Source organism: Mycobacterium timonense (assembly GCF_025821985.1).
Classification (GTDB): domain Bacteria; phylum Actinomycetota; class Actinomycetes; order Mycobacteriales; family Mycobacteriaceae; genus Mycobacterium; species Mycobacterium avium.
In genome coordinates this window covers 59,181-84,872 of the sequence record NZ_JACKSY010000104.1, presented here as the reverse complement: position 1 = coordinate 84,872, position 25,692 = coordinate 59,181, and the positions used below count along the sequence as shown (strand labels likewise).

At 69.0% G+C, this 25,692-nt stretch carries 27 protein-coding genes and 1 pseudogene; 21 read left to right on the top strand and 7 right to left on the bottom strand.

From position 1 onward, the window contains the following. Nucleotides 1-300 precede the first annotated feature (300 nt). Both H7I87_RS29340 and H7I87_RS22925 read right to left on the bottom strand, forming a co-directional pair. A pseudogene (locus H7I87_RS29340) lies at nt 301-921 on the bottom strand (hypothetical protein); the annotation flags it as partial. 2 nt (nt 922-923) lie between these two features. Continuing rightward, nucleotides 924-1,223, bottom strand: coding sequence for a hypothetical protein (locus H7I87_RS22925; RefSeq protein ID WP_023862228.1), 300 nt, complete (start codon nt 1,221-1,223; stop codon nt 924-926). A gap of 158 nt (nt 1,224-1,381) precedes the next feature. Between H7I87_RS22925 and H7I87_RS22920 the strand changes: the two genes are divergently transcribed. The 5 genes from H7I87_RS22920 (at nt 1,382) to H7I87_RS22900 (ending at nt 6,312) form a co-directional block, all read left to right on the top strand. Beyond that, nucleotides 1,382-2,137 carry a deoxyribonuclease IV gene (locus tag H7I87_RS22920; protein ID WP_023862229.1) on the top strand — a complete coding sequence of 252 codons (756 nt, stop codon included), beginning with the start codon at nt 1,382-1,384 and terminating at the stop codon, nt 2,135-2,137. A gap of 60 nt (nt 2,138-2,197) precedes the next feature. Beyond that, nucleotides 2,198-3,826 (top strand): acyl-CoA dehydrogenase family protein, encoded by a 1,629-nt coding sequence (locus tag H7I87_RS22915; RefSeq protein WP_023862230.1) that lies wholly within the window; start codon nt 2,198-2,200, stop codon nt 3,824-3,826. Between the two features lie 61 nt (nt 3,827-3,887). Continuing rightward, nucleotides 3,888-4,826, top strand: a complete 939-nt coding sequence (locus H7I87_RS22910) for a crotonase/enoyl-CoA hydratase family protein (protein WP_023862231.1) — start codon at nt 3,888-3,890, stop codon at nt 4,824-4,826. A gap of 2 nt (nt 4,827-4,828) precedes the next feature. Beyond that, nucleotides 4,829-5,548 carry a PaaX family transcriptional regulator C-terminal domain-containing protein gene (locus H7I87_RS22905; protein WP_023862232.1) on the top strand — a complete coding sequence of 240 codons (720 nt, stop codon included), beginning with the start codon at nt 4,829-4,831 and terminating at the stop codon, nt 5,546-5,548. Further along, nucleotides 5,545-6,312, top strand: coding sequence for a crotonase/enoyl-CoA hydratase family protein (locus H7I87_RS22900; RefSeq protein ID WP_003873545.1), 768 nt, complete (start codon nt 5,545-5,547; stop codon nt 6,310-6,312). The genes H7I87_RS22905 and H7I87_RS22900 overlap by 4 nt, the downstream gene beginning before the upstream one ends. A 14-nt stretch (nt 6,313-6,326) precedes the next feature. Here H7I87_RS22900 and H7I87_RS22895 read toward each other — a convergent pair whose 3' ends face one another. Both H7I87_RS22895 and H7I87_RS22890 read right to left on the bottom strand, forming a co-directional pair. Further along, a complete protein-coding gene (locus H7I87_RS22895; protein WP_019732955.1) occupies nt 6,327-6,815 on the bottom strand; it encodes a DUF3060 domain-containing protein in 489 nt (162 codons plus the stop codon). A gap of 45 nt (nt 6,816-6,860) precedes the next feature. Further along, a complete protein-coding gene (locus H7I87_RS22890; RefSeq protein ID WP_003873543.1) occupies nt 6,861-7,238 on the bottom strand; it encodes a DUF3060 domain-containing protein in 378 nt (125 codons plus the stop codon). A gap of 154 nt (nt 7,239-7,392) precedes the next feature. Here H7I87_RS22890 and H7I87_RS22885 point away from each other — a divergent pair, with 154 nt between their 5' ends. The 9 genes from H7I87_RS22885 to H7I87_RS22845 all read left to right on the top strand — a co-directional run bounded on the left by H7I87_RS22885 (nt 7,393) and on the right by H7I87_RS22845 (nt 16,655). Then, nucleotides 7,393-8,025 carry a TetR/AcrR family transcriptional regulator gene (locus tag H7I87_RS22885; RefSeq protein WP_003873542.1) on the top strand — a complete coding sequence of 211 codons (633 nt, stop codon included), beginning with the start codon at nt 7,393-7,395 and terminating at the stop codon, nt 8,023-8,025. Nucleotides 8,026-8,271: 246 nt separating this feature from the next. Next, nucleotides 8,272-8,646, top strand: a complete 375-nt coding sequence (gene rpsL / locus H7I87_RS22880) for a 30S ribosomal protein S12 (RefSeq protein ID WP_003879423.1) — start codon at nt 8,272-8,274, stop codon at nt 8,644-8,646. Next, complete coding sequence (rpsG, locus tag H7I87_RS22875; protein ID WP_003873540.1) at nt 8,646-9,116, top strand: 30S ribosomal protein S7; 471 nt, start codon at nt 8,646-8,648, stop codon at nt 9,114-9,116. Before rpsL ends, rpsG begins: the two co-directional genes overlap by 1 nt. 71 nt (nt 9,117-9,187) lie before the next feature. Then, complete coding sequence (fusA, locus tag H7I87_RS22870; protein WP_003879424.1) at nt 9,188-11,293, top strand: elongation factor G; 2,106 nt, start codon at nt 9,188-9,190, stop codon at nt 11,291-11,293. 170 nt (nt 11,294-11,463) lie between these two features. Beyond that, nucleotides 11,464-12,654: an elongation factor Tu gene (gene tuf, locus H7I87_RS22865; protein ID WP_003873538.1), complete on the top strand. Its 1,191-nt coding sequence runs from the start codon at nt 11,464-11,466 to the stop codon at nt 12,652-12,654. 176 nt (nt 12,655-12,830) lie between these two features. Next, nucleotides 12,831-13,583 (top strand): PE family protein, encoded by a 753-nt coding sequence (locus H7I87_RS28875; protein WP_104123822.1) that lies wholly within the window; start codon nt 12,831-12,833, stop codon nt 13,581-13,583. 82 nt (nt 13,584-13,665) lie between these two features. Then, nucleotides 13,666-14,514 carry an SHOCT domain-containing protein gene (locus tag H7I87_RS22855; RefSeq protein ID WP_009979115.1) on the top strand — a complete coding sequence of 283 codons (849 nt, stop codon included), beginning with the start codon at nt 13,666-13,668 and terminating at the stop codon, nt 14,512-14,514. 91 nt (nt 14,515-14,605) lie between these two features. Beyond that, on the top strand, nt 14,606-15,433 hold the full coding sequence (locus H7I87_RS22850; RefSeq protein ID WP_003879429.1) for a mycofactocin-coupled SDR family oxidoreductase: 828 nt from the start codon (nt 14,606-14,608) through the stop codon (nt 15,431-15,433). Between the two features lie 25 nt (nt 15,434-15,458). Continuing rightward, nucleotides 15,459-16,655, top strand: coding sequence for an NAD(P)/FAD-dependent oxidoreductase (locus H7I87_RS22845; RefSeq protein ID WP_023862234.1), 1,197 nt, complete (start codon nt 15,459-15,461; stop codon nt 16,653-16,655). A 15-nt stretch (nt 16,656-16,670) separates the two neighbouring features. Here the strand turns inward: H7I87_RS22845 and H7I87_RS22840 are convergent, their stop codons facing one another. After that, nucleotides 16,671-17,498, bottom strand: coding sequence for an inositol monophosphatase family protein (locus H7I87_RS22840; protein ID WP_023862235.1), 828 nt, complete (start codon nt 17,496-17,498; stop codon nt 16,671-16,673). Between the two features lie 445 nt (nt 17,499-17,943). On the opposite strand from H7I87_RS22840, the gene H7I87_RS22835 reads away from it, so the two are divergent. Continuing rightward, nucleotides 17,944-18,804 (top strand): aldo/keto reductase, encoded by an 861-nt coding sequence (locus H7I87_RS22835; RefSeq protein ID WP_011726085.1) that lies wholly within the window; start codon nt 17,944-17,946, stop codon nt 18,802-18,804. Nucleotides 18,805-18,837: 33 nt separating this feature from the next. On the opposite strand, the gene H7I87_RS22830 is transcribed toward H7I87_RS22835, so the two are convergent. After that, nucleotides 18,838-19,881 (bottom strand): DUF2332 domain-containing protein, encoded by a 1,044-nt coding sequence (locus H7I87_RS22830; protein WP_009979109.1) that lies wholly within the window; start codon nt 19,879-19,881, stop codon nt 18,838-18,840. Next, a complete protein-coding gene (mftR, locus tag H7I87_RS22825; protein ID WP_003879434.1) occupies nt 19,878-20,471 on the bottom strand; it encodes a mycofactocin system transcriptional regulator MftR in 594 nt (197 codons plus the stop codon). The genes H7I87_RS22830 and mftR overlap by 4 nt, the downstream gene beginning before the upstream one ends. 101 nt (nt 20,472-20,572) lie before the next feature. Here mftR and mftA point away from each other — a divergent pair, with 101 nt between their 5' ends. The 6 genes from mftA (at nt 20,573) to mftF (ending at nt 25,685) form a co-directional block, all read left to right on the top strand. Beyond that, nucleotides 20,573-20,662 (top strand): mycofactocin precursor MftA, encoded by a 90-nt coding sequence (gene mftA / locus H7I87_RS22820; RefSeq protein ID WP_003873527.1) that lies wholly within the window; start codon nt 20,573-20,575, stop codon nt 20,660-20,662. Next, nucleotides 20,647-20,976, top strand: a complete 330-nt coding sequence (mftB, locus tag H7I87_RS22815; protein ID WP_003873526.1) for a mycofactocin biosynthesis chaperone MftB — start codon at nt 20,647-20,649, stop codon at nt 20,974-20,976. Before mftA ends, mftB begins: the two co-directional genes overlap by 16 nt. Beyond that, nucleotides 20,973-22,187, top strand: coding sequence for a mycofactocin radical SAM maturase (gene mftC / locus H7I87_RS22810; RefSeq protein ID WP_011726082.1), 1,215 nt, complete (start codon nt 20,973-20,975; stop codon nt 22,185-22,187). The genes mftB and mftC overlap by 4 nt, the downstream gene beginning before the upstream one ends. Before the next feature lie 2 nt (nt 22,188-22,189). Continuing rightward, the gene (gene mftD / locus H7I87_RS22805) at nt 22,190-23,374 is read left to right on the top strand and encodes a pre-mycofactocin synthase MftD (protein WP_011726081.1); all 1,185 of its coding nucleotides are present in this window, start codon (nt 22,190-22,192) and stop codon (nt 23,372-23,374) included. A 164-nt stretch (nt 23,375-23,538) separates the two neighbouring features. Further along, nucleotides 23,539-24,270: a mycofactocin biosynthesis peptidyl-dipeptidase MftE gene (mftE, locus tag H7I87_RS22800; RefSeq protein WP_009979105.1), complete on the top strand. Its 732-nt coding sequence runs from the start codon at nt 23,539-23,541 to the stop codon at nt 24,268-24,270. Further along, a complete protein-coding gene (mftF, locus tag H7I87_RS22795) occupies nt 24,267-25,685 on the top strand; it encodes a mycofactocin biosynthesis glycosyltransferase MftF (protein WP_011726080.1) in 1,419 nt (472 codons plus the stop codon). The genes mftE and mftF overlap by 4 nt, the downstream gene beginning before the upstream one ends. Nucleotides 25,686-25,692: the final 7 nt, after the last annotated feature.

The following is a 25,692-nucleotide window of genomic DNA, read 5'->3' as shown; positions in this document are numbered from 1 at the left end:
CGGCAACGGCAAGTGCACTTTCGGGTTCTTGCCAGACGGCGTAACTACTTCAATGGTCGGTCCGCCCGATTCACTGTCTGGCCGAAGATCAATCTCGGTCCCGTCACCCAGCGCCTTCCGCAAGGTATCGCCGCGTGGCGGCAAATCACGAGCTCCTTTGGTAAGCCAGTCCCAGAAATTCTTTAACTCGTCGGGAGTATCTACTTCTCGAACCGGCTTATTTACGCCTGGACGCAATTGCCGCAACGCATCGCGGACGTCTTTCAATGTCCGCGGAGGAGGCCGGTCCTGCCACGGTGTGTCAGGATCCGGTTCAGGCGTTGGCGCTGGGTCTTGTTTCCAGTGACGATCAACGGCTTGGATTTGGGGTTTCGGAGGTGTATTGGTACTAGGGCTCTGCGGGAAGGTCTCACGGATACCGGCCATGGCTGCGGTCACTCTGCCGGCTACTTGTTGATCGAGGCCGACCAGTTGCGCGGCGCGTTGGCGGATGTCACTGGCCAAGGTTTGTGCTTGGGCTTGTCGGGCGGCGCGCAGCGCGGCCGACCCACCACTCGAGCGGTCGGTCACTGACAGGTCTTCACCGACATTGAACCCCGCCGTACGGGCATCTTCGACTGCGTAGCGCACCCGAGATCGAGCCGCAGAGAGATCTGAAGCCCCGCTGCGCGCGACTTTGGCCGCCGCGTGCATCTGGTCGACTGCCGCGCTTGTCGTCACCATGTCGGCATGGGTTGCGGTACGCAGCGATTCCGCTGCGTCGCCTTGCCAACCGATCGAGAGTGCATCCCGCCAGACCCGGTTGGCCACTCCGTAGCTGCGCGCACCGACGGTCTCCCAGTGGTCGGCCGCCTGGGTCAGATGCTCGGTGGGCCAGGCCAACAGTTGCGAAAGACTGGGACTACCTACGACCGCGGACATTGCTACACGCCGGTCACCGGCGGTGTCACCGCGGCGAGCTCGGTGGCCGAGTCAGCTTCGTTGGCAACGTAATAGGTGTGGGCGACGGCGACATGCGTTGCGCGGCTTTCTACCTGGCTGGCCAACGCGGCTGTGAAAGCGGTGACGTCGGCGTGGGCGGCGTTCACGGCGGCCGCGCTCGCCTGACACGACAGACCCAGTCCTGCGGGAGCCGCTGTTTGCCCTAGTTCGCCCGCTGAAACGCCCCACCGGTCGGCCATCGCCAGCACGGCAGCGGTATCAATGCGCAGTTCCGACGGCATGGACCGAATTTTAGTCGGACCATCCTGCAGCGAAAGTCAGTCAACTGCGCTGGCGCATCCGCCGAGCGTGTACTGGCTGCGCCTTTTCGCGCGAGATTTCGCAATGAGTGCACGCTCGGCATCGCCGTCTGTCGCGACCGCTCACTAGACTGGCCGACGTGCTCATCGGTTCTCACGTCCGCATTGACGACCCGCTGGCCGCCGCGCAGGCGGACGGCGCAGACGCGGTGCAGTTCTTCCTCTCCAACCCGCAGAGCTGGAAGAAACCCCAACCCCGCGACGACGCCGAGGCGCTCAAGGCGTCGAGCGTGCCGCTGTACGTGCACGCGCCGTATCTCATCAACGTCGCCTCGGCGAACAACCGCGTGCGCATCCCGTCGCGCAAGATCCTGCAGGACACCTGCGACGCCGCCGCGGAGATCAACGCCACGGCCGTCATCGTGCACGGCGGCCACGCCGACGACAACGACATGGAGGCCGGTTTCGAACGCTGGGTGAAGGCGCTCGACTACCTGGAAACCGACGTGCAGGTGTATCTGGAGAACACCGCCGGCGGCGACCACGCGATGGCCCGCCACTTCGACACCATCGGCCGGCTGTGGGATCGCATCGGCGACAAGGGGATTGGCTTCTGCCTGGACACCTGCCACGCCTGGGCCGCGGGTGAGGCGCTGATCGACGCCGTGGACCGGATCAAGGCGCTGACCGGGCGCATCGATTTGGTGCACTGCAACGACTCCCGGGACGCGGCGGGCTCGGGGGCCGACCGGCACGCCAACTTCGGCACCGGCCAGATCGACCCCGACCTGCTTGTCACTGTGGTCAAGGCCGCCGACGCGCCGGTGATCTGCGAAACCGCTGACGAGGGCCGCAAGGACGACATCGCCTTCCTGCGGGAGCACACCAAGAGCTGAGCACCGCGGCGCGCTGTTACACCTCTTGTGCAACTGTCGAGAAAATGTAACATTGGTGGCATGTCGGACACGCATGTCGTCACCAACCAGGTGCCACCCCTGGACAACTACAACCCCGCCGGCTGCCCGGTGCTCGTCGAGGCCCTGATCCGCGAGGGTGGGCAGTGGGGCCTGGACGAGGTCAACGAGGTGGGGGCGTTGTCGGCCAGCCGTCAGGCGCAGCGCTGGGGAGAGCTCGCCGACCGCAACCGGCCCATCCTGCACACCCACGACCGCAACGGCTACCGCGTCGACGAGGTCGAGTACGACCCGGCCTACCACGAGCTGATGCGTACCGCGATCGCCCACGGCCTGCACGCCGCGCCGTGGGCCGACGACCGGCCGGGGGCGCACGTCGTCCGCGCCGCCAAGACCTCGGTGTGGACGGTCGAGCCGGGACACGTCTGCCCGATCTCGATGACCTATGCGGTGGTGCCCGCGCTGCGCTTCAACCCCGAGCTGGCCAAGGTGTACGAGCCGCTGCTGACCAGCCGCGAATACGACCCGGAACTCAGGGTGGCCACCACCAAAGCCGGGATCACCGCGGGCATGTCGATGACCGAGAAGCAGGGCGGCTCCGACGTGCGCGCCGGCACCACCCAGGCCGTGCCGAACGGCGACGGCTCCTACCGCCTGACCGGCCACAAGTGGTTCACCTCGGCGCCGATGTGCGACATCTTCCTGGTGCTGGCCCAGGCACCCGGCGGGCTGTCTTGCTTCCTGCTGCCGCGGGTGCTGCCCGACGGCACCCGCAACCGGATGTTCCTGCAGCGGCTCAAGGACAAGCTCGGCAACCACGCCAACGCGTCCAGCGAGGTCGAATACGACGGCGCCGTCGCCTGGCTGGTCGGCGAGGAGGGCCGCGGCGTGCCGACCATCATCGAGATGGTGAACCTGACCCGGCTGGACTGCACGCTGGGCAGCGCCACCAGCATGCGCACCGGCCTGACCCGCGCGATCTACCACGCCCAGCACCGAAAGGCGTTCGGCGCCTACCTGATTGACCAACCGTTGATGCGCAACGTGCTGGCCGATCTGGCCGTCGAGGCCGAGGCCGCGACCATGGTCGCGATGCGGATGGCCGGCGCCACCGACAAGGCGGTGCGCGGCGATCAGCGTGAGGCCCTGCTGCGCCGCATCGGCCTGGCCGCCAGCAAGTACTGGGTGTGCAAGCGTTCCACCCCGCACGCCGCCGAGGCGCTGGAATGCCTGGGCGGCAACGGCTACGTCGAGGACTCGGGCATGCCGCGGCTGTACCGGGAGGCGCCGCTGATGGGCATCTGGGAGGGCTCGGGCAATGTCAGCGCGCTGGACACGTTGCGCGCCATGGCAACTCGCCCGGAATGCGTCGAGGTGCTGTTCGACGAACTCGCCGAGGCCGCCGGTCAGGATCCGCGCCTGGGCGGCCACGTCGACCGGCTGCGGGCCGACCTGGCCGAGCTGGACACCATCCAGTACCGGGCCCGCAAGGTGGCCGAGGACATCTGCCTGGCGCTGCAGGGCTCGCTGCTGGTGCGCCACGGCCATCCGGCCGTCGCCGAGGCGTTCCTGACCACCCGGCTGGACCGCCGGTGGGGAGGCGCCTTCGGCACCATGCCCGACGGGCTGGACCTGGCGCCCATCCTCGAGCGGGCCCTGGTAAAGGGCTGAACCACAACATGACTTGCGCCGGCGACGATGCAGAGCACGGCGATGGGGAGGAGCGGCGCCGATGACCCACGCGATCAGGCCGGTCGACTTCGACAACCTGAAAACGATGACCTATGAGGTCACCGACCGGGTTGCCCGGATCACCTTCAACCGGCCGGAGAAGGGCAACGCGATCGTCGCGGACACCCCGCTGGAGCTCTCCGCGCTGGTGGAGCGGGCCGACCTGGATCCCAACGTGCACGTCATCCTGGTCTCCGGCCGCGGCACGGGTTTCTGCGCGGGCTTCGACCTGAGCGCCTACGCCGATCGCACCGGCTCGGCCGGCGGGACCGGTGCCTACGCGGGCACCGTGCTGGACGGAAAAACCCAGGCGGTCAACCATTTACCCGATCAGCCGTGGGACCCGATGATCGACTATCAGATGATGAGCCGTTTCGTGCGGGGCTTCTCCTCCCTGATGCACGCCGACAAACCGACGGTGGTCAAGATCCACGGCTACTGCGTGGCCGGCGGCACTGACATCGCGCTGCACGCCGACCAGGTGATCGCCGCCGCCGACGCCAAGATCGGCTACCCGCCGACGCGGGTGTGGGGCGTGCCGGCCGCCGGCCTGTGGGCGCACCGGCTGGGTGATCAGCGCGCCAAGCGGCTCCTGTTCACCGGCGATTGCATCACCGGCGCGCAAGCCGCCGAATGGGGTCTGGCCGTCGAGGCACCCGATCCGGCCGATCTCGACGAGCGCACCGAGCGGCTGGTGCAGCGGATCGCGGCGGTGCCGGTCAACCAGCTGATCATGGTCAAGCTCGCGCTGAATTCCGCTCTGCTGCAACAGGGGGTGGCCACCAGCCGGATGGTCAGCACGGTGTTCGACGGCGTCGCCCGGCACACCCCGGAGGGCCACGCCTTCGTCGCCGACGCCGTGAAGCACGGATTCCGTGAGGCGGTGCGGCATCGCGACGAACCGTTCGGCGACCACGGCCGGCAGGCCTCGCAGGTGTAGCGATGCCGGATCTGACAGCGCGGTCGGTGGTGCTCAGCGTGCTGCTGGGTGCGCACCCCGCGCACGCCCGGGCCAGCGAATTGGTCAGGCTCACTTCTGATTTCGGCATCAAGGAGTCGACACTGCGGGTGGCGCTGACCCGGATGGTGAATGCCGGCGACCTGATCCGCTCGGCCGACGGCTACCGGCTCTCGGATCGCCTGCTCGCGCGCCAGCGGCGACAGGACGACGCCATCGACCCCAAGGTCCGTCCCTGGCGCGGGCAGTGGGTCACGCTGATCGTGACCAGCGTGGGCGACGACGCGCGTACCCGCGCTGCACTGCGAAATGCCATGCACGACAAGCGTTTCGGTGAACTGCGCGAGGGCGTGTGGATGCGCCCGGACAATATCGACACCCAGCTCGGACCGGACGTCACCGACCGGGCGCGGGTGATCACCGCCCGCGACGACGACCCCGCCGACCTGGCGGGGCGGCTGTGGGACCTGCCCGGCTGGGCCCGGGCCGGGCATCGGCTGCTCAACGAGATGGCCGCGGCGCCAGACGTTCCCGGCCGTTTCGTGGTGGCCGCGGCGATGGTCCGGCACCTGCTCACCGACCCGGTGCTGCCCGACGAACTGCTGCCCCCGGACTGGCCCGGCACCCGGCTGCGGGCGGCCTACCACGACTTCGCCGCGGAGCTGATGGCGCGGCGCGACCCACTATTTGCGGAGGCGACATGAGCGATCCGGTGCGAATCGAACGCAACGGCCCGGTCACCACGGTGATCATCAACCGGCCGGCGGCGCGCAACGCGGTCAACGGCCCGACGGCGGCCGCGCTGTACGCGGCGTTCGAGGAGTTCGACCGCGACGACTCCGCGTCGGTGGCCGTGCTGTGGGGCGAGGGCGGAACATTCTGCGCCGGAGCCGATTTGAAGGCGTTCGGCACGCCCGAGGCCAACGCCGTGCACCGGAGTGGTCCCGGCCCGATGGGCCCGACCCGGATGGTGCTGTCCAAACCGGTCATCGCCGCGGTCAGCGGCTACGCGGTCGCCGGCGGTCTGGAGCTGGCCATCTGGTGCGACCTGCGGGTGGTCGAGCAGGACGCCGTGTTCGGGGTGTTCTGCCGCCGCTGGGGGGTCCCGCTGATCGACGGCGGCACGGTGCGGCTGCCGCGGCTGATCGGGCACAGCCGCGCGATGGACATGATCCTCACCGGCCGCGCCGTGGCCGCCGACGAAGCCCAGGCCATCGGCCTGGCGAATCGCGTTGTCCCCAAAGGTCAATCGCGCCGGGCGGCCGAGGAATTGGCGGCGCAACTGGCCGCGCTGCCGCAGCAGTGCCTGCGCTCGGACCGGCTCTCGGCGCTACATCAGTGGGGCGCAACGGAATCCGAGGCCCTCGACTTCGAATTCGCCAGCATCTCCCGGGTGGCCGCCGAGGCCAACGAAGGCGCCGGCCGGTTCGCCGCGGGCGCGGGACGGCACGGCGCCTCCGCGGTTTGAGGGCCGGCTGAGGGTCAGCCGCCCTTGTTGATGGTGTTGCTCTGGCCGATCTTGTCGACCTTGGGGTCACCGTCCTTGTAGGTGATCGTGTTGTTCATCCCCAGCACGGTGATGCGGGTGTTGACCTTGTCGAAGGTGATCTTGTTGTTGGTGCCGCTGACGGTCGCAGACTCGCAGGTGCCGGTGACGGTCAGGGTGTTGTCCGAGCCGCCCACGTTCAGCGACTTGCCGCCGGCGCAGTCCAGGGTGGTGGTGGTGCCCATCGACCCGTAATTGATCGTGTTGCCGATCTCGATGGACGCGGTGGTGCTCGCCCCGCCCGATCCCGTCGTCGGCGCCGCGCCGGCACTCGTCGTGGCGGTGCTCTTGGTGGTGGTCGTCGACGAGCCCGCCGGCGGGTTGGCCGTCGAACTGCAGCCGGCCAGTAGCAGCGCGGCCGCGGCCGGTGCCACGGTCAGGCGCAGCCAGCGGTCACGGACAGGTGTGGGCGTACGGGCGGGCATGGTTCCTCGTTCCCCCTTGATCGAATTGTGTTGTGCTGCTGTGCTTTAACCAGGCACCTGTTGGAGCCGGTTGGTCATGCCCAATTCGCGGCCGCGGTCCCACAGGAACGGCTGACCGCTCTTGTAGAACACCGTCTGGTCATAGCCGTACACGGTGATGTCGTGCGAAACCGAGTCGGCGATAACGGTGTTCGACGATCCCATCACCGTCACGGCATAGCAGTTGCCCAGCGCGGTGACGACGTTGCCGGTGCCGTTGACCAGCAGGGTGGCGTCGTTGCAGTCGATGGTCTGCTCGGTGTCCTGCCCGATGATGTGGGTGTCGCCGTTCTTGGCCTGCGCGACCCGCGGCGGGGCAACCGCCCCGGCGAGGACGGCAAGCGCGCAGGCGGCCAGTGACCCGGCGACGGTCGTCCACTTCACGGCGGGCCCCCTTTTGTCACGCGGCTCGAAGATGCTCGAACGAGGCAAGCATGACATTACGTGCAGATGCCCGCCGGAGGGCAGAGTTTCTTTTCCTTCGGCGCGCGTCAACTAGAGTCATTAGTTGATCCGTACCTGATCGAAGGGCGACCGCATGGCAGCTCAACCCGAACCGCCGACGGCGGCCGGGCGGCAGCGCGCGGGACGGCCCGCCGCCCGCCCGGCCAAGCTGAGCCGCGAGGGGATCATCGACGGCGCGCTGACGTTCCTGGATCGCGAGGGCTGGGACGCGCTGACCATCAACGCCCTGGCTACCCAGCTGGGCACCAAGGGGCCGTCGCTGTACAACCACGTGGACAGCCTGGAGGACCTGCGCCGCGCCGTGCGGATCCGGGTCATCGACGACATCATCACCATGCTCAACCGGGTCGGCGAGGGCCGCGCCCGCGACGACGCGGTGCTGGTCATGGCCGGCGCCTACCGCAGCTATGCCCACCACCACCCCGGCCGCTACTCGGCCTTCACCCGGATGCCGCTGGGCGGTGACGATCCCGAGTACACCGCCGCCACCCGCGGCGCGGCCGCACCGGTGATCTCGGTGCTGTCCTCCTACGGGCTGGACGGCGAGGAGGCGTTCCACGCCGCGCTGGAGTTCTGGTCCGCCCTGCACGGCTTCGTGCTGCTGGAGATGACCGGCGTGATGGACGACATCGACACCGACGCCTTGTTCTCCGACATGGTGCTGCGGCTGGCGGCGGGTCTGGAACGGCGCACCGCGCACGGCTAGTTCGCCGCTTTGACCTGCGAGACCGGCGGCGGGTATTGTGGTTGCTCGTGCCTGGCGGCTTACGGCGCCTAACCGTAAGGAAGTGAATGCCGGGCGAATTCGCGTGTCCAGGATGCATCGGACCCCGGTCCGGTGCGCAGCGCATGCGACACACCCGGCCGCGGGGTGACCCGACCGGTCATAACTGCACTACGAAGACTTGACACCGCCCAAAAGACGCCAACACCAACACAGAAAGCCGCCTAGATGCCAACCATTCAGCAGCTGGTCCGCAAGGGTCGTCGGGACAAGATCGGCAAGGTCAAGACCGCGGCTCTCAAGGGCAGCCCGCAGCGCCGTGGCGTATGCACCCGCGTGTACACCACCACCCCGAAGAAGCCGAACTCGGCGCTTCGGAAGGTCGCCCGCGTGAAGCTGACGAGCCAGGTCGAGGTCACCGCCTACATCCCCGGCGAGGGCCACAACCTGCAGGAGCACTCCATGGTGCTGGTGCGCGGCGGCCGGGTGAAGGACCTGCCCGGTGTGCGGTACAAGATCATCCGCGGCTCGCTGGACACCCAGGGTGTCAAGAACCGCAAGCAGGCTCGCAGCCGTTACGGCGCCAAGAAGGAGAAGAGCTGATGCCGCGCAAGGGGCCCGCGCCGAAGCGCCCGTTGGTCAACGACCCGGTCTACGGGTCGCAACTGGTCACCCAGCTGGTGAACAAAGTCCTGCTGAAGGGGAAGAAATCGCTCGCCGAGCGCATTGTGTATGGTGCGCTCGAGAACGCCCGGGAGAAGACAGGTACCGATCCCGTGATCACGCTCAAGCGTGCTCTCGACAACGTCAAGCCCGCCCTCGAGGTGCGCAGCCGCCGGGTCGGCGGTGCCACCTACCAGGTGCCCGTCGAGGTGCGTCCGGACCGGTCCACCACGCTGGCGCTGCGCTGGCTTGTCAGCTTCTCGCGGCAACGCCGGGAGAAGACCATGGTCGAGCGGCTGGCAAACGAGATCCTGGATGCCAGCAACGGCCTCGGGGCCTCCGTCAAGCGGCGCGAGGACACCCACAAGATGGCCGAGGCCAACCGCGCCTTCGCGCACTACCGCTGGTGATCAACGCCGCGCGCACAGTGGCGGCGGCGACAGCGAACTAACCGAGCAATCGAAAGAGTGGGAAGACTTCTGTGGCACAGAAGGACGTGCTGACCGACCTGACCAAGGTCCGCAACATCGGCATCATGGCGCACATCGACGCCGGCAAGACGACGACGACCGAGCGCATCCTCTACTACACCGGCATCAGCTACAAGATCGGTGAGGTGCACGACGGCGCCGCCACCATGGACTGGATGGAGCAGGAGCAGGAGCGGGGGATCACCATCACCTCCGCGGCCACCACCTGCTTCTGGAACGACAACCAGATCAACATCATCGACACCCCGGGCCACGTCGACTTCACCGTGGAGGTGGAGCGCAGCCTGCGCGTGCTCGACGGCGCGGTCGCGGTGTTCGACGGCAAGGAGGGCGTCGAGCCGCAGTCCGAGCAGGTGTGGCGCCAGGCCGACAAGTACGACGTCCCGCGCATCTGCTTCGTCAACAAGATGGACAAGATCGGCGCCGACTTCTACTTCTCCGTGCGCACCATGGAGGAGCGGTTGGGCGCCAACGTCATCCCGATCCAGATCCCCGTCGGCTCCGAGGGCGACTTCGAGGGCGTCGTCGACCTGGTCGAGATGAAGGCCAAGGTGTGGAGCGCCGAGGCCAAGCTCGGCGAGAAGTACGACGTCGTCGACATCCCCGCCGACCTGCAGGAGAAGGCCGAGGAGTACCGCACCAAGCTGCTCGAGGCCGTCGCCGAGACGGACGAGGCGCTGCTGGACAAGTACCTCGGCGGTGAAGAGCTCACGATCGAGGAGATCAAGGGAGCCATCCGCAAGCTGACCATCAGCTCGGAGGCCTACCCGGTGCTGTGCGGCAGCGCGTTCAAGAACAAGGGCGTGCAGCCCATGCTGGACGCGGTCATCGACTACCTGCCGTCGCCGCTGGACGTCCCGCCCGCCGAGGGCCACGTCCCCGGCAAGGAAGAAGAGCTGATCACCCGCAAGCCGTCGACGGACGAGCCATTCTCCGCGCTGGCGTTCAAGGTCGCCACGCACCCGTTCTTCGGCAAGCTGACCTACGTCCGGGTGTACTCGGGCAAGGTCGACTCGGGCAGCCAGGTCATCAACTCCACCAAGGGCAAGAAGGAGCGGCTGGGCAAGCTGTTCCAGATGCACTCCAACAAGGAGAACCCGGTGGAGACCGCCTCGGCCGGTCACATCTACGCGGTGATCGGGCTGAAGGACACCACCACCGGTGACACCCTGAGCGATCCGAACCACCAGATCGTGCTGGAGTCGATGACCTTCCCCGACCCGGTCATCGAGGTGGCCATCGAGCCCAAGACCAAGAGCGACCAGGAGAAGCTGAGCCTGTCGATCCAGAAGCTCGCCGAGGAGGACCCCACCTTCAAGGTGCACCTGGACCAGGAGACCGGCCAGACCGTCATCGGTGGCATGGGTGAGCTGCACCTGGACATCCTGGTGGACCGGATGCGCCGCGAGTTCAAGGTCGAGGCCAACGTCGGCAAGCCGCAGGTGGCCTACAAGGAGACCATCCGCCGCAAGGTGGAGAACGTCGAGTACACCCACAAGAAGCAGACCGGTGGCTCGGGCCAGTTCGCGAAGGTCATCATCAACCTCGAACCGTTCACCGGCGAGGACGGCGCGACCTACGAGTTCGAGAACAAGGTCACCGGTGGCCGCATCCCGCGCGAGTACATCCCGTCGGTCGACGCCGGCGCGCAGGACGCCATGCAGTACGGTGTGCTGGCCGGTTACCCGCTGGTGAACCTCAAGGTGACCCTGCTCGACGGTGCCTTCCACGAGGTCGACTCGTCGGAGATGGCCTTCAAGATCGCCGGTTCGCAGGTGCTGAAAAAGGCTGCGGCGCAAGCCCAGCCGGTCATCCTGGAACCGATCATGGCCGTCGAGGTCACCACGCCCGAGGACTACATGGGCGACGTGATCGGCGACCTGAACTCCCGCCGTGGCCAGATCCAGGCCATGGAGGAGCGCAGCGGCGCTCGCGTGGTCAAGGCGCACGTGCCGCTGTCGGAGATGTTCGGCTACGTCGGCGACCTGCGGTCCAAGACCCAAGGCCGGGCGAACTACTCCATGGTCTTCGACTCCTACGCCGAAGTGCCGGCCAACGTGTCGAAGGAGATCATCGCGAAGGCGACGGGTCAGTGAGTGTCAACTCACTGGCTCGGAGCCGAGCAATCGGCTCAGCGAAGGCGACGGGTCAGTAGCTACTGGCAGCGGAGTAATCTTGCCGGGTCATTGGAATGCCTTGGGCGCGGCACAACTGAAAACACCAACACTGCTTTAACAAGCACCAACTAGTCCAGGAGGACACAGAAGTGGCGAAGGCGAAGTTCGAGCGGACGAAGCCGCACGTCAACATCGGGACCATCGGTCACGTTGACCACGGCAAGACCACGCTGACCGCGGCTATCACCAAGGTTCTGCACGACAAGTACCCGGACCTGAACGAGTCCCGCGCGTTCGACCAGATCGACAACGCGCCCGAGGAGCGTCAGCGCGGTATCACCATCAACATCTCCCACGTGGAGTACCAGACCGACAAGCGGCATTACGCTCACGTCGACGCCCCGGGTCACGCCGACTACATCAAGAACATGATCACCGGCGCCGCCCAGATGGACGGCGCGATCCTGGTGGTCGCCGCCACCGACGGCCCGATGCCGCAGACCCGCGAGCACGTGCTGCTGGCCCGTCAGGTCGGTGTGCCCTACATCCTGGTCGCGCTGAACAAGGCCGACATGGTCGACGACGAGGAGCTGCTCGAGCTCGTCGAGATGGAGGTCCGCGAGCTGCTGGCCGCCCAGGAGTTCGACGAGGACGCCCCGGTGGTGCGGGTGTCGGCGCTCAAGGCGCTCGAGGGCGACGCCAAGTGGGTGGAGTCCGTCGAGCAGCTGATGGAGGCCGTCGACGAGTCGATCCCGGACCCGGTCCGCGAGACGGACAAGCCGTTCCTGATGCCGGTGGAGGACGTCTTCACCATCACCGGTCGTGGCACGGTGGTCACCGGCCGTGTCGAGCGCGGCGTGATCAACGTGAACGAGGAAGTCGAGATCGTCGGCATCCGCCCGTCCAGCACCAAGACCACGGTCACCGGTGTGGAGATGTTCCGCAAGCTGCTCGACCAGGGCCAGGCCGGTGACAACGTCGGTCTGCTGCTGCGTGGTATCAAGCGTGAGGACGTCGAGCGCGGTCAGGTCGTCACCAAGCCCGGCACCACCACGCCACACACCGAGTTCGAGGGCCAGGTCTACATCCTGTCCAAGGACGAGGGCGGCCGGCACACGCCGTTCTTCAACAACTACCGCCCGCAGTTCTACTTCCGCACCACCGACGTGACCGGTGTGGTGACGCTGCCGGAGGGCACCGAGATGGTGATGCCCGGTGACAACACCAACATCTCGGTGAAGCTGATCCAGCCCGTCGCCATGGACGAGGGTCTGCGGTTCGCCATCCGCGAGGGTGGTCGCACCGTCGGCGCCGGCCGGGTCGTCAAGATCATCAAGTAGTTCGCTCAGTCGGTTCAAAGCCCGGATTGCCCACGCGGCGATCCGGGCTTTGTTCTGCTGTGCGCCCCGCGGACCCGGATCGACGCCGGAGAAATAATGCGCCGACCGCGCGGCCTGCACTAGGATTTTGCGGTAGTTGTCCCTCGGGGACCGTAGGACGTGGCGGGGTGGTGCCGATGTCGTTCGTTCAAGCGACTCCGGAATTCGTCGCGGCTGCCGCGACGGATCTGGCCCGGATCGGGTCGACGATCAGTTCCGCGAACACCGCGGCGCTGGGTCCCACCTCCGGGGTGCTGGCTCCCGGCGCCGACGAGGTGTCGGCCAGCATCGCCGCCCTGTTCGACGCCCACTCCCAGGTCTATCAGGCGCTGTCCGCCCAGGCCGCCGCCTTCCACAGCCAGTTCGTGCAGTTGATGAACGGCGGCGCGCTGCAGTACGCCGTCACCGAGGCCGCCAACACCACGCCGCTGCAGAGCGCGGCCGGCCCGGCATCGGTGGCCGCGCAGCTGCCGGCGGTCAGCGGCGCGGTGGGCGGTTCGGCGCCGACGGCACCCGCGGCGCCCCTGGCGGCGGCGGTGGCGCCGGCGGCGGCCGCGGCCACCCCCGGCCCGGCCGGCACGCCGGTCGCGGCGGCCCCCGCGGGATCGGCGACGCTGGCCTCGGCCACCGCCCCGGCCGGCCCGGCCCGGGTGGCGACGCCCGCGTACGCGCCGGCCGGTTCCCCGTCCCCCGTGCAGCCGGCGGCTTCGTCGGCGCCGGCGCCGGCCGGCACGCCCGCGGCGGCCGCGCAGCCCGAGGCGGCGCCGCAGACCTCGGCCGGCCCGGCGCTGCCTGTCTCGGCGCGCCCCGCGCCGCACGCCCCCGCCCAGGCGCAACCCGCGACCGCCCCGGTGCGCCGAGTGCCCATCGTGCCGCCGGAGTCCGGGTAAGCGGTTTGCGCGTATCGCCGCCGCGGCGACGCCGTGAGCGCTAATCTGACACGGATTCCCCAGCAAGACCGAGGAGGGGCAAGTGTTAGCGCGCTACCTGAAAGCACAGTTGGTGGTTTTGCTGTGCGGCGGCCTGGTCGGGCCGATCTTCTTGGTCGTGTACTTCACGCTGGGGCTCGGCAGCCTGCTGCAGTGGATGTTCTACGTCGGCCTGCTCATCACCGTGGCCGACGTGCTGATCGCGCTCGCGCTGGCCAACTACGGGGCGAAGTCGTCGGAGAAACTGGCCGCGCTCGAGCAGAACGGGGTGCTGGCGCTGGCCCAGATCACCGGCATCACCGAAACCGGGACCTGGGTGAACAACCAGCAGGTCGTCAAGGTGCACCTGCACATCGCCGGCCCCGGGCTGGTGCCGTTCGACAGCGAGGACCGCGTCATCGCCAGCGTCACCCGGCTGGGCAACCTCAACGCCCGCAAGGTGGTGGTGCTGGTCAATCCCACCACCAACGAATACCGAATCGACTGGGAGCGAAGCGCTTTGGTCAACGGCCTGGTGCCGGCGCAGTTCACCGTCGCCGAGGACAACACCACCTACGACCTGAGCGGGCAGGCCGGCCCGCTGATGGAGATCATGCAGATCCTCAAGGCCAACAACATCCCTTTGAACCGGATGGTCGACATCCGGTCGAACCCGGCGCTGCGCGCCCAGATCCAGGCGGTGGTGCGCCGGGCGGCCCAGCAGCAGGCGCCGGCCGGGCAACCCGCGCCGGCGGGGCAACCGGCGACCGGGCAGCCGTCGGCGCCGGTGGCCGCCCCGCCGGGACCGTCGATCGCCGCGCGGCTGCAGGAGCTCAACGATCTGCACGCCAGCGGGGCGCTCACCGAGCAGGAATACAACAGCCGGCGGGCCGCGATCATCGCCGAGATCTGACGCGGTTTCCGGCAACCGCCGGGCGAATTAGAACACGTTTCAGTTCCGCTGCTAGCCTGGCTTGGTCTACTGGCGGTCGAAGGGATGAGCTGTGGCGGGACAGGCCGGATCACTGCAGGGGCGGGTGGCATTCATCACCGGGGCGGCCCGCGGGCAGGGACGCTCGCACGCGGTGCGGCTGGCCGCCGAGGGCGCCGACATCATCGCGTGCGACATCTGCGCGCCGGTGTCGGCCAGCGTCACCTACGCCCCGGCCAGCCCCGAGGACCTCGACGAGACCGCCCGGCTGGTGGAAGATCAGGGCCGCAAGGCCTTGACCCGCGTCCTCGACGTCCGCGACGACGCCGCCCTGCGGGAGCTGGTCGCCGACGGCATGGAGCAGTTCGGCCGGCTGGACGTCGTGGTGGCCAACGCCGGCGTGCTCAGCTGGGGCCGCGTCTGGGAACTCACCGACGAGCAGTGGGACACCGTCATCGGCGTCAACCTGACCGGCACCTGGCGCACCCTGCGCGCCACCGTGCCGGCGATGATCGAGGCGGGCAACGGCGGCTCCATCGTGGTGGTCAGCTCCTCGGCCGGGCTCAAGGCCACCCCCGGCAACGGCCACTACTCGGCCAGCAAACACGGGTTGACCGCGCTCACCAACACGCTGGCCATCGAGCTCGGCGAATACGGTATCCGGGTCAACTCCATCCACCCGTACTCGGTCGAAACCCCGATGATCGAGCCCGAGGCGATGATGGAGATCTTCGCCCGCCATCCCAGCTTCGTGCACAGCTTCCCGCCAATGCCGGTGCAGCCCAACGGTTTCATGACCGCCGACGAGGTCGCCGACGTGGTGGCCTGGCTGGCCGGCGACGGCTCGGGCACGCTGACCGGCACGCAGATCCCCGTTGATAAGGGCGCCCTAAAGTACTGAGCGGCCATCGTGCTAAGAACTCCACGTGAGTAGTGACGCAAGCGCCAGCAACGGAATCGTGATCGTCGGCGGCGGCCTGGCCGCCGCCCGCACCGCCGAGCAGCTGCGGCGCTCGGAGTATTCCGGGCCCATCACCATCGTCAGCGACGAGGTGCACCTGCCCTACGACCGCCCGCCGCTGTCCAAAGAGGTGTTGCGCAAAGAGGTGGACGACACCGCGCTCAAACCCCGCCAGTGGTACGACGACAACGACATCACGCTGCGGCTGGGGTCGGCCGCGCGCAGCCTGGACACCGCGGCGCAGACGCTGACGCTCGAGGACGGCACCACGCTCGGCTACGACGAACTCGTCATCGCCACCGGCCTGGTGCCGCGGCGCATCCCGACCATCCCGGACCTGGACGGCATCCGGGTGCTGCGGACCTTCGACGAGAGCCTGGCGCTGCGCGAGCACGCGTCCGCGGCGCAGCGCGCGGTGATCATCGGCGCCGGCTTCATCGGCTGCGAGGTGGCCGCCAGCCTGCGCAGCCTGGGCGTGGACGTGGTGCTGGTCGAGCCGCAACCGACCCCGCTGGCCGCGGTGCTGGGCGAGCAGATCGGCGAGCTGGTGGCCCGGCTGCACCGCGCCGAGGGCGTCGACGTGCGCCTCGGTGTCGGGGTTTCAGAGGTGCGCGGTGACAGGCACGTCGAGGCGGTGGTGCTGACCGACGGCACCGAGCTGGCGGCCGACGTGGTGGTGATCGGCATCGGGTCGCGTCCGGCCACCGATTGGCTCGAGGGCAGCGGCGTGGCGATCGACAGCGTCGACCGGGGCGTCCTGTGCGACGAGGCCGGACGCACCAGCGCCCCCAACGTGTGGGCGCTCGGCGACGTCGCGTCGTGGCGCGACGCGACGGGACACCAAGGGCGGGTGGAACATTGGAGCAACGTCGCGGACCAGGCCCGGGTGGTGGTGCCGGCGATGCTGGGCAAGGAGGTGCCGCCGGTGGTGGTGGTGCCCTACTTCTGGAGCGACCAGTACGACGTCAAGATCCAGTGCCTGGGTGAACCGGAGGCCGGCGACATCGTCCACATCGTGGAGGACGACGGCCGCAAGTTCCTGGCCTACTACGAACGCGACGGGGCCCTGGTCGGGGTGGTCGGTGGCGGCATGCCGGGCAAGGTCATGAAGACCCGCGCCAAGATCGCCGCGGCCGTGCCGATCGCCGAGATGCTCGGCTGAGCCGACGGCGGGCGTTCAGCCGACGGCGGCCGCGTACTGGTCGCTGGGGACCTCGGTGTTGCGGATCACGGTGGCCAGCTGCTCGGCGATGCCCGGCGCGGCGACGACGGTCGACGCGGACTTGTGGGTGTGCGGGTTGCCCTGCGCGTCGGTCAGCCGCGCTCCGGCTTCGCGGGCGATCAGCGTCCCCGCGGCGGTGTCCCACGGCTTGTTGGACATCATCACGCAGGCGTCCAGGGCGCCCTCGGCGACGAACGCCAGGTCGAGCGTCGCGGCGCCGATCATCCGGATCCGCTCCGCCCGGGGCACCAGCTCGGCGGTGAGCGCCAGCCGGTGCGCGTTGAGCCGGCCCGCATCGTGGCCGACGGCGTAGTCGCCGAGCGAGACGATCGCCCCGCTGAGGCTGTCGGTGGCGCTGGCGGTGATCCGTTCCCCGTTGACGAACGCGCCCTTGGACTCGATCGCGTGGTAGGTCTTGCCCAGCAGGGGAGCGTGGGTGACGGCCACCACGGTGCGGCCGGCGTGCAGCAGGGCCAGCGATACCGCGCACAGCGGCAGCCCGTGCACGAAGTTCGACGTGCCGTCCACCGGGTCGAGAACCCAGAGCCACTCGGCGGTTTCGATGTCGGGTTGGTGGTCGGACTCCTCGGCCAGCAGCGCGACGTCCGGCGTGGTCTGGGACAGGTAGTTGGCGATGTCACGCTGGATGGTCAGGTCGACATCGGATACCAGGTCGCGGTCACCCTTGTGCTGCACCGAGCTCGGCTGCGTTTTCTTCAACGTCGTGGCACCGATTTGCGTTGCCTGCCAAGCTATTTCAAAAAGCTCTTGCATTGACTTCATGGGAGAGACTTGCCTCGCTTCCAGTGGTGGCTTGCGTTCGGCGTCGTTCGATCATACGGGCTCGGCGATTTCGCGTCTCGCGCACCCCGGCGTCGTGCTGAACTAACGCGAAAAAGCTTAAGCCATCGACACTTTCGACGGTGATGCAGTTCACTCCAGGTGAATGTTTGAGCCCGCTCGTCGTGGGGAGCGTGACGCCGCTGTAGCGCGGGTCACAAAATTGCCAACGACCGCACGCCAAAACCATTGCGCTGGAAAAGCGTAACGCTGACCCGCGACGATTTTTGCTGTGGCCGCATCGGTTCTCGGGTTCGGTGCAGCGGTTGCCGAGCTCGGTTAGGGTCTGCTGTCGGGCGATATCGAGGGGCCTTCGGGCAAGTCGGCTCCGAATCGTTCTCATCGAAGGAAAATCCAGCACGCGACTTGGCAGGCAGGTGATTGACCAGTGACAGTGATTGATGAGATATACAGCTCTTCCAGCGCGATTCCGACCGTCGCTCTCAATGACGAGGCGAAGATGCCAGTACTCGGCTTGGGGGTGGCCAAGCTGTCCGATGAGGAGACGGAAAGCTCGGTTCTCGCGGCGCTGGAAGCCGGCTGCCGCCTCATCGACACCGCTGCCTCCTACGGAAACGAAGCCGCCGTCGGCCGGGCCATCGCCGCGTCGGGCATCCCTCGCGAGGAACTGTTCGTCACCACCAAACTGGGCACCTCGCGGCAGGGCTTCCACAGTGCCCAGGAGTCGTGCAAGGAGAGCCTGGACAGGTTGGGGCTGGACTACCTCGACCTCTACCTGATCCACTGGCCGGCCCCGAAGCTGGGCAAGTACGTGGAGAGCTTCGAGGGCATGATCGAGGCCCGCGAGCGGGGCCACGTGCGCTCGATCGGCGTCTCGAACTTCACCGAGGACCTGCTGGCCACGGTGATCGAGGAGACCGACGAGGTGCCCGCGGTGAACCAGGTCGAGCTGCACCCGCGGCTCAACCAGGCCGAGCTGCGTCAGGTGCACGCCCAGCACGACGTGACGACGCAGTCCTACAGCCCGTTGGGCGTCGGCCGGCTGATCGAGGAGCCGACCGTGACGACGATTGCGGCCGAGTACGGCCGCACCCCGGCGCAGGTGCTGGTGCGGTGGAACCTGCAACTGGACAACGTCGTGGTCTCGCGGTCGTCCAAGCCGGAGCGGGTCGCCGAGAACCTGGACGTGTTCGACTTCACCCTGGAGCCCGAGCACATGGAGGCCATCGAGGGACTGCACGACGGCACCCGGGTGCTGCACGACCCGATGACCTTCATGGGAACCTGACGGTTTCGCGAAAACCCCAGCGCCCCTTGGCTTTTAGAGCCAGTCGACCGGCGGCCCGTGCGGATGGCACTGTGCCAGCACGCGCGGCCCGCCGTCCGGCCAGCCGCGGGCGCGCACCAGGAACCTGATCGGTGCGCCCGGCCCGTCCCGGGCCGGCTCCATGGTCAGGTGGACCAACGGGGCGGACGCGTCGGCCCGTGCGCCCAGCGCGTCCACCCCGGCGCACACCGCGGCGCGTTCCCCGGCGGACAGGTACTGCCAGGTGATCGAGTGCCACAGCACGGTCAACGCGCCCTCGGCGAGGCTCAGGCGCCCGACGGCGTCGGCCGCCGTCCGGCGCTCGAGGGTGGCCGGGACCCGGCGGGCGACCTCGATGGCGCCGCGCAGCCGCGCCAGCCGCGCGGCCTGGTCGGGCCAGACGTAGCTCAGTACCGTCAGCTCGCCGTCGGAGTTCCCGACGTCGACGGGCGCGATGTCGAAGCCGTGCCGCTCGACGATCCGGACCCCGCGCGCCGGCGGCAGCGCGCCGCGCCAGGCGTCGTCGATGCAAACCGGCGAGTCGGCCGGTCCCCACCCGCCACCGGCATACCGGTACCGGTAGTGGTCGGCCCGCAGGTTCAGCCCCGCGCTCGACCCGATCTCGAAAAGCCTTACCGGCAAACAGGATTCATTGATGTGCAGCAGCCCGCCGATCAGCGCGGCCGACCGGCCCACCTCGTTAGTCTGCGGTGGGCGGTCCAGCGCCGCGCGCAGCGCGGCGGCGTGCTCGGCCGCGGCGGCCAGGATCGGCGGCCACGCCGCCCCGGCGTCCCAGCTGCCGCCGGTGCTGGGATACCAGCGGCGCAGGGAGCCGGCGCGGCCATCGAGCACCAGTCGGTGCAGGCCACCGAGCAGCCGCAGCGGAATCGCGTCGCGCGACGGGGCGTCCCGGTGCCCGGACAGGATGTCGGCGAACACCCCGCCGGCCTCGACGTCGGAGGCCACCAGTTCGAACAGGTCGCCGTACATCGGCGAGCCCGAGGAGGCGCAGAAGCTGCCCTGCGCCCGCAGCATGTGCACCAGGTGCTCGGCGCTCACCGGTCCAGCCCGTTCAGCCCGGCGCCGACCACGTCGAAGGCGTTGCCCAGGGCCACCGGCAACGGCACTGACTCATCGCCCAGCCAATGCTCGTAGGCCGACAGCGCCACCCCCAGCATCATCCAGGCGACGGTCTGGGGCGCCAGGTCGGTCGTCTTGCACTCGCAGCGGCGGGCCACGAACCCGGCGATCACCTCGCGCCATCCGGCGTACATCGTCATCGAATACGCTTGCAGCTCAGCGGTTTGCAGGATGACGCGCATGCGCTGTCGGTGCCGCGCGGTCTCGGATTCGTCAAAGGTGTTGAAGGCCAACAACGCGGTGCGCAGCGCATCGCCCAGCGGTACCCGGGATTCGACGTTGTCCAGCAGCTCGCGCAGCCGGGCCAAATGAGTGTCGAAATCGCCCCAGGGGATGGCGTTCTTGGAGGCGTAGTAGCGGAACAGGGTGCGCCGCGAGATGCCGGCGGCCGCCGCGACGTCGTCCACGCTGACCTCGGCGAAACCCCGGGCGGTGAACAGGTCGATGGCGACGTCGGTGATGTGGTGCGGCGTGGTCGAGCGGCGCCTGCCCACCCGCTGCTGCGGCATCCCGGACTCCGGCCCTTCCATTTCGGCACTCGATGCCATATTCTGGCCGCGAGTGTGACTCAGACCCATCGTCGTCAAGACCGCAGGAAAGGCAAGGCCCCGTGGAGCACGAGACCGAAACCGACGCCCAACTCGTCACCGAGACCCTGGTCGAAGAGGTGTCCATCGACGGCATGTGCGGGGTCTACTGACCGTGCCGGCGCCCGCGCAGGCTCGCGCGGCCGGTGCCGCCTTCGATCCTGACCGCGGCTGGCGACTGCACCCGCAGGTGGCGGTGCGGCCGGAACCGTTCGGCGCGCTGCTCTACCACTTCGGCACCCGCAAGCTGTCGTTTCTGAAGAACCGCACCATCCTCACGGTGGTGCAGTCGTTGGCCGAGTACCCCGATGTCCGGTGCGCATGCCGCGCGGCGGGCATCGACGACGCCGGGCAGGCGCCGTACCTGCACGCGCTGGGCGTGCTCGCCGACTCCAACATGCTGGTGCCCCGGGAGGACCATCCATGACCACAGCGGCCCCTGTGCCCCGGCTGATCGAGCAGTTCGAGCACGGCCTCGACGCGCCCATCTGCTTGACCTGGGAGCTCACCTACGCCTGCAACCTGGCCTGCGTGCACTGCCTGTCCTCGTCGGGCAAGCGCGACCCGCGCGAGCTGTCCACCCGCCAGTGCATGGACATCATCGACGAGCTGGAACGCATGCAGGTCTTCTACGTCAACATCGGTGGCGGGGAACCCACTGTGCGGCCGGACTTTTGGGAGCTGGTCGACTATGCGACCGCACACCACGTCGGCGTGAAGTTCTCCACCAACGGGGTCCGGATCACGCCCGAGGTGGCCGCCCGGCTGGCGGCCAGCGACTACGTGGACGTGCAGATCTCGCTGGACGGCGCCACCGCCGAGGTCAACGACGCGGTGCGCGGGCCCGGCTCGTTCGACATGGCGGTGCGGGCGCTGCAAAACCTCGCCGACGCCGGCTTCACCCAGAACGGGGGCGCCAAGATCTCGGTGGTCGTCACCCGGCACAACGTCGGGCAGCTGGACGAATTCGCCGCGCTGGCAAGCCGTTACGGGGCCACGCTGCGCATCACCCGGCTGCGCCCGTCCGGCCGCGGCGCCGACGTCTGGGACGAGCTGCACCCCACCGCCGACCAGCAGGTGCAACTGTATGACTGGCTGGTCGCCAAGGGGGAACGGGTGCTCACCGGCGACTCGTTCTTCCACCTGGCCCCGCTCGGCCAGTCCGGCGCGCTGGCCGGTCTGAACATGTGCGGCGCGGGCCGCGTCGTCTGCCTGATCGACCCAGTCGGCGATGTGTACGCCTGCCCGTTCGCCATCCACGACCGCTTCCTGGCCGGAAACGTGTTGAGCGACGGCGGTTTTGACAACGTGTGGAAGAACGCCCCGCTGTTCCGCGAGCTGCGCGAACCGCAGTCGGCGGGCGCCTGCGGCAGCTGCGGGCACTACGACAGCTGTCGGGGCGGGTGCATGGCGGCCAAGTTCTTCACCGGCCTGCCGTTGGACGGCCCGGACCCCGAGTGCGTGCAGGGCCACAGCGCGGCGGCGCTGGCGGGCGACCGCGAGGCGCCCCGACCCCGGGCCGACCACTCCCGCGGCAAGCGCATCCGCCAACCCGTGCCGCTCACCCTCTCGGTGCGGCCGCCGGTCCTGACCCCCGCCGCGCCGCCGGCCCGGTTGTGCAACGAAAGCCCGGTCTGACCGTGGCCGACGAATGGTTTGAAACCGTCGCCATCGCCCAGCAACGGGCCAAGCGGCGGTTGCCGAAATCCGTTTACGCGGCCCTGATCGCGGCCAGCGAAAAGGGAATCACGGTCTCCGACAACGTCGAAGCGTTCGGCGAACTCGGTTTCGCCCCGCATGTCGTCGGCGCCCCGGCCAAGCGTGAGCTGGCGACAACCGTTATGGGACAAGAGATCTCGATGCCGGTGCTGATCTCGCCGACCGGTGTGCAGGCCGTCGACCCGGACGGCGAGGTCGCCGTGGCGCGCGCCGCCGCGGCCCGCGGCACCGCTATGGGCCTGTCCTCGTTCGCCAGCAAGCCGATCGAGGAAGTCATCGCGGTGAACCCCAAGGTGTTCTTCCAGGTGTACTGGCTGGGTGGGCGCGACGCGATCGCCGAGCGGGTGGAGCGGGCCCGGCAGGCCGGCGCGGTCGGGCTGATCGTCACCACCGACTGGTCGTTCTCGCACGGGCGGGACTGGGGCAGCCCCAAGATCCCCGAGGAGATGAACCTGCGCACCATCCTGCGGTTGTCCCCGGAGGCGGTGTTCAAGCCCCGCTGGCTGTGGAAGTTCGGCAAGACGCTGCGGCCGCCGGAGTTGCGGGTGCCCAACCAGGGCCGCCGCGGCGAGCCCGGCCCGCCGTTCTTCGCCGCTTACGGCGAGTGGATGGGCACGCCCCCGCCGACCTGGGAGGACATCGCCTGGCTGCGCGAGGTGTGGGGCGGGCCGTTCATGCTCAAGGGCGTGATGCGCGTGGACGACGCCAAAAGGGCGGTGGATGCCGGGGTTTCGGCCATCTCGGTGTCCAACCACGGCGGCAACAACCTGGACGGCACGCCGGCGTCGATTCGCGCCCTGCCCGCGATCGCCGAGGCGGTCGGCGACCAGATCGAGGTGTTGCTGGACGGCGGTGTCCGGCGCGGCAGCGACGTCGTCAAGGCGGTGGCGCTGGGGGCGCGCGCGGTGATGATCGGCCGGGCCTACCTGTGGGGCCTGGCCGCCGCCGGCCAGGCCGGGGTGGAGAACGTCCTCGACATCCTGCGCGGGGGCATCGACTCGGCGCTGATGGGTCTGGGGCATTCCTCGGTGCACGATCTCGGGCCGAGCGACATCCTGGTGCCGCCCGGGTTCACCCGGGCGCTGGGCGTGCCGCCGGCCGGCTGAGCAAAGCCGGGCCATCCGGGGCGGCTTGGCCGGGATTATTTGACGGCCGCGGTAATCCTGGTACGGGCGGGGTAACCGTGACGAACGAGCCCACCGTTCGAACGCCCGATGAACGGCCGGAGAAAAAAAGTTATTTTCCCGCCTCAACAATTGGTGCACGCCAGGTGAATTCGTCCTACCATCACCGAGTGTCCGTACTCGGCGAATTGGGAACCGTGACGTCGAGCCAGCTGTCCGGCACGGCGGTCTCACTGCTGGTTCCGCTGGGGTCGACCGAGCAACACGGCCCGCACCTGCCGCTGGACACCGACACCCGCATCGCGTCGGCGGTGGCCGGCCGGGCCGCGCCGCGGCTGGGGGACGGGTGGCTGGTGGCGCCGGCCATCGCCTACGGCGCCAGCGGCGAGCACCAGAGCTTCGCCGGGACCGTCTCCATCGGCACCGAGGCGCTGACGCTGCTGCTGATCGAGTACGGCCGCTCGGCGGCCGGCTGGGCGCAGCGCGTCGTCTTCGTCAACGGCCACGGCGGCAACGTCGCCGCGCTGGGCCGCGCGGTGGGCACGCTTCGCGCCGAGGGCCGCGACGCCGGATGGTGCCCGTGTGTGGCCGCCGGCGGGGACGCCCACGCCGGTCATACCGAAACATCGGTGTTGCTGCATATCTCGCCCGCCGAGGTCCGCACCGGGCAGTGGCAGGCCGGCAACCGGGCGCCGCTGCCCGAGTTGTTGGGATCGATGCGCCGCGGGGGAGTGGCGGCGGTCAGCCCGGTCGGCGTGCTGGGCGACCCGACCACCGCCACCGCCGCCGAGGGCGAGCGCATCCTGTCCGAGATGGTGAACGAGTGCGTCCGCCGGGTCGCCCGGTGGCGGCCCGGGCCCGACGGGATGCTCGCATGACCGCGCCGGCGCCGCGGTTGCCGGACGGGTTCGCCGTCCAGGTCGATCGCCGGGTGCGGGTGCTCGGCGACGGCTCGGCACTGCTCGGCGGGTCGCCGACCCGGCTGCTGAAGCTGGCCCCGGCCGCCCAGGACCTGCTGTGCGACGGCCGGCTGAAGGTGCGCGACGACGTCAGCGCGCAGTTGGCCCGCACCCTGCTGGACGCCACCGTGGCGCATCCGCGGCCCGCGGGCGGGCCCTCGCACCACGACGTCACCGTGGTAATTCCGGTGCGGGACAACCTTTCTGGCGTGCGGCGGCTGGTGAGCTCGCTGCGCGGTCTGCGCGTGGTGGTGGTGGACGACGGATCGTTCCCGCCGATCGAGCCGGAAGACTTCGTCGGCGCGCACTGCGACATCGAGGTGTTGCGCCACCACCGCAGCAAAGGACCGGCGGCGGCGCGCAACACGGGGCTGGCGGCCTGCCGGACGGACTTCGTCGCCTTCCTGGACTCCGATGTCGCGCCGCGCCGGGGCTGGCTGGAAGCGCTGCTCGGCCACTTCTGCGACCCGACCGTCGGGCTGGTCGCGCCGCGCATCGTCGGCCTGTCGCACAGCGAGAACGTGGTGGCCCGCTACGAGGCGGTGCACTCCTCGCTCGACCTCGGTGAGCGCGAGGCGCCGGTGCTGCCGCACAGCACGGTGTCCTACGTGCCCAGCGCGGCGATCATCTGCCGGTGCTCGGCGATCCGCGAGATCGGCGGATTCGACGAGACGCTGCAGTCCGGCGAGGACGTCGACCTGTGCTGGCGGCTGATCGAGGCGGGGGTCCGGCTGCGCTACGAGCCCATCGCCCTGGTGGGCCACGACCACCGCACCGAATTGCGGGATTGGCTTGCGCGCAAAGCGTTTTACGGCGGATCGGCGGCCCCGCTGTCGGTGCGCCACCCGGACAAGACGGCGCCGGTGGTGATCTCCGGCTGGGCGCTGATGACCTGGATCCTGATGGCCTTCGGCTCCACGCTGTCGCGGCTGGCTTCCCTGCTGCTGGCCGTCCTGACGGGCCGGCGGATCGCCCGGGCGATGCGCAGCGCCGAGACGTCGATGACCGACGTGGTGACGGTGGCCGGGCGCGGCCTGTGGTCGGCGGCGTTGCAGCTGGCCTCGGCGCTGTGCCGGCACTACTGGCCGCTGGCGCTGCTGGCCGCCACCATGTCGCGCCATTTCAGACGGGTGGTGCTGGTGGCGGCCGTGATGGACGGGGTGGTCGACTGGCTGCGCCGCCGCGATGCCGTCGGCGACGACGTCGAACCGATCGGGCTGCCGACCTATCTGGTGCTCAAGCGGGTGGACGACCTGGCGTACGGGCTCGGGTTGTGGTGGGGTGTGCTACGGGAGCGCAACGCGCGCGCCCTCAGACCCCAGATCCGGAGTTAGCCCCCGC

Bases quoted from the DNA above. Each gene is read 5' to 3' on its own strand.
- mftC (WP_011726082.1), top strand. From the start codon at position 20,973: ATGACCACAGCGGCCCCTGTGCCCCGGCTGATCGAGCAGTTCGAGCAC.
- H7I87_RS22900 (WP_003873545.1), top strand. From the start codon at position 5,545: ATGAGCGATCCGGTGCGAATCGAACGCAACGGCCCGGTCACCACGGTG.
- H7I87_RS22925 (WP_023862228.1), bottom strand. From the start codon at position 1,223: ATGCCGTCGGAACTGCGCATTGATACCGCTGCCGTGCTGGCGATGGCC.
- H7I87_RS22885 (WP_003873542.1), top strand. From the start codon at position 7,393: ATGGCAGCTCAACCCGAACCGCCGACGGCGGCCGGGCGGCAGCGCGCG.
- H7I87_RS22905 (WP_023862232.1), top strand. From the start codon at position 4,829: ATGCCGGATCTGACAGCGCGGTCGGTGGTGCTCAGCGTGCTGCTGGGT.
- rpsG (WP_003873540.1), top strand. From the start codon at position 8,646: ATGCCGCGCAAGGGGCCCGCGCCGAAGCGCCCGTTGGTCAACGACCCG.
- H7I87_RS22840 (WP_023862235.1), bottom strand. From the start codon at position 17,498: ATGAAGTCAATGCAAGAGCTTTTTGAAATAGCTTGGCAGGCAACGCAA.
- mftR (WP_003879434.1), bottom strand. From the start codon at position 20,471: ATGCCGCAGCAGCGGGTGGGCAGGCGCCGCTCGACCACGCCGCACCAC.
- rpsL (WP_003879423.1), top strand. From the start codon at position 8,272: ATGCCAACCATTCAGCAGCTGGTCCGCAAGGGTCGTCGGGACAAGATC.
- H7I87_RS22915 (WP_023862230.1), top strand. From the start codon at position 2,198: ATGTCGGACACGCATGTCGTCACCAACCAGGTGCCACCCCTGGACAAC.
- mftF (WP_011726080.1), top strand. From the start codon at position 24,267: ATGACCGCGCCGGCGCCGCGGTTGCCGGACGGGTTCGCCGTCCAGGTC.
- H7I87_RS22895 (WP_019732955.1), bottom strand. From the start codon at position 6,815: ATGCCCGCCCGTACGCCCACACCTGTCCGTGACCGCTGGCTGCGCCTG.
- H7I87_RS28875 (WP_104123822.1), top strand. From the start codon at position 12,831: ATGTCGTTCGTTCAAGCGACTCCGGAATTCGTCGCGGCTGCCGCGACG.
- H7I87_RS22910 (WP_023862231.1), top strand. From the start codon at position 3,888: ATGACCCACGCGATCAGGCCGGTCGACTTCGACAACCTGAAAACGATG.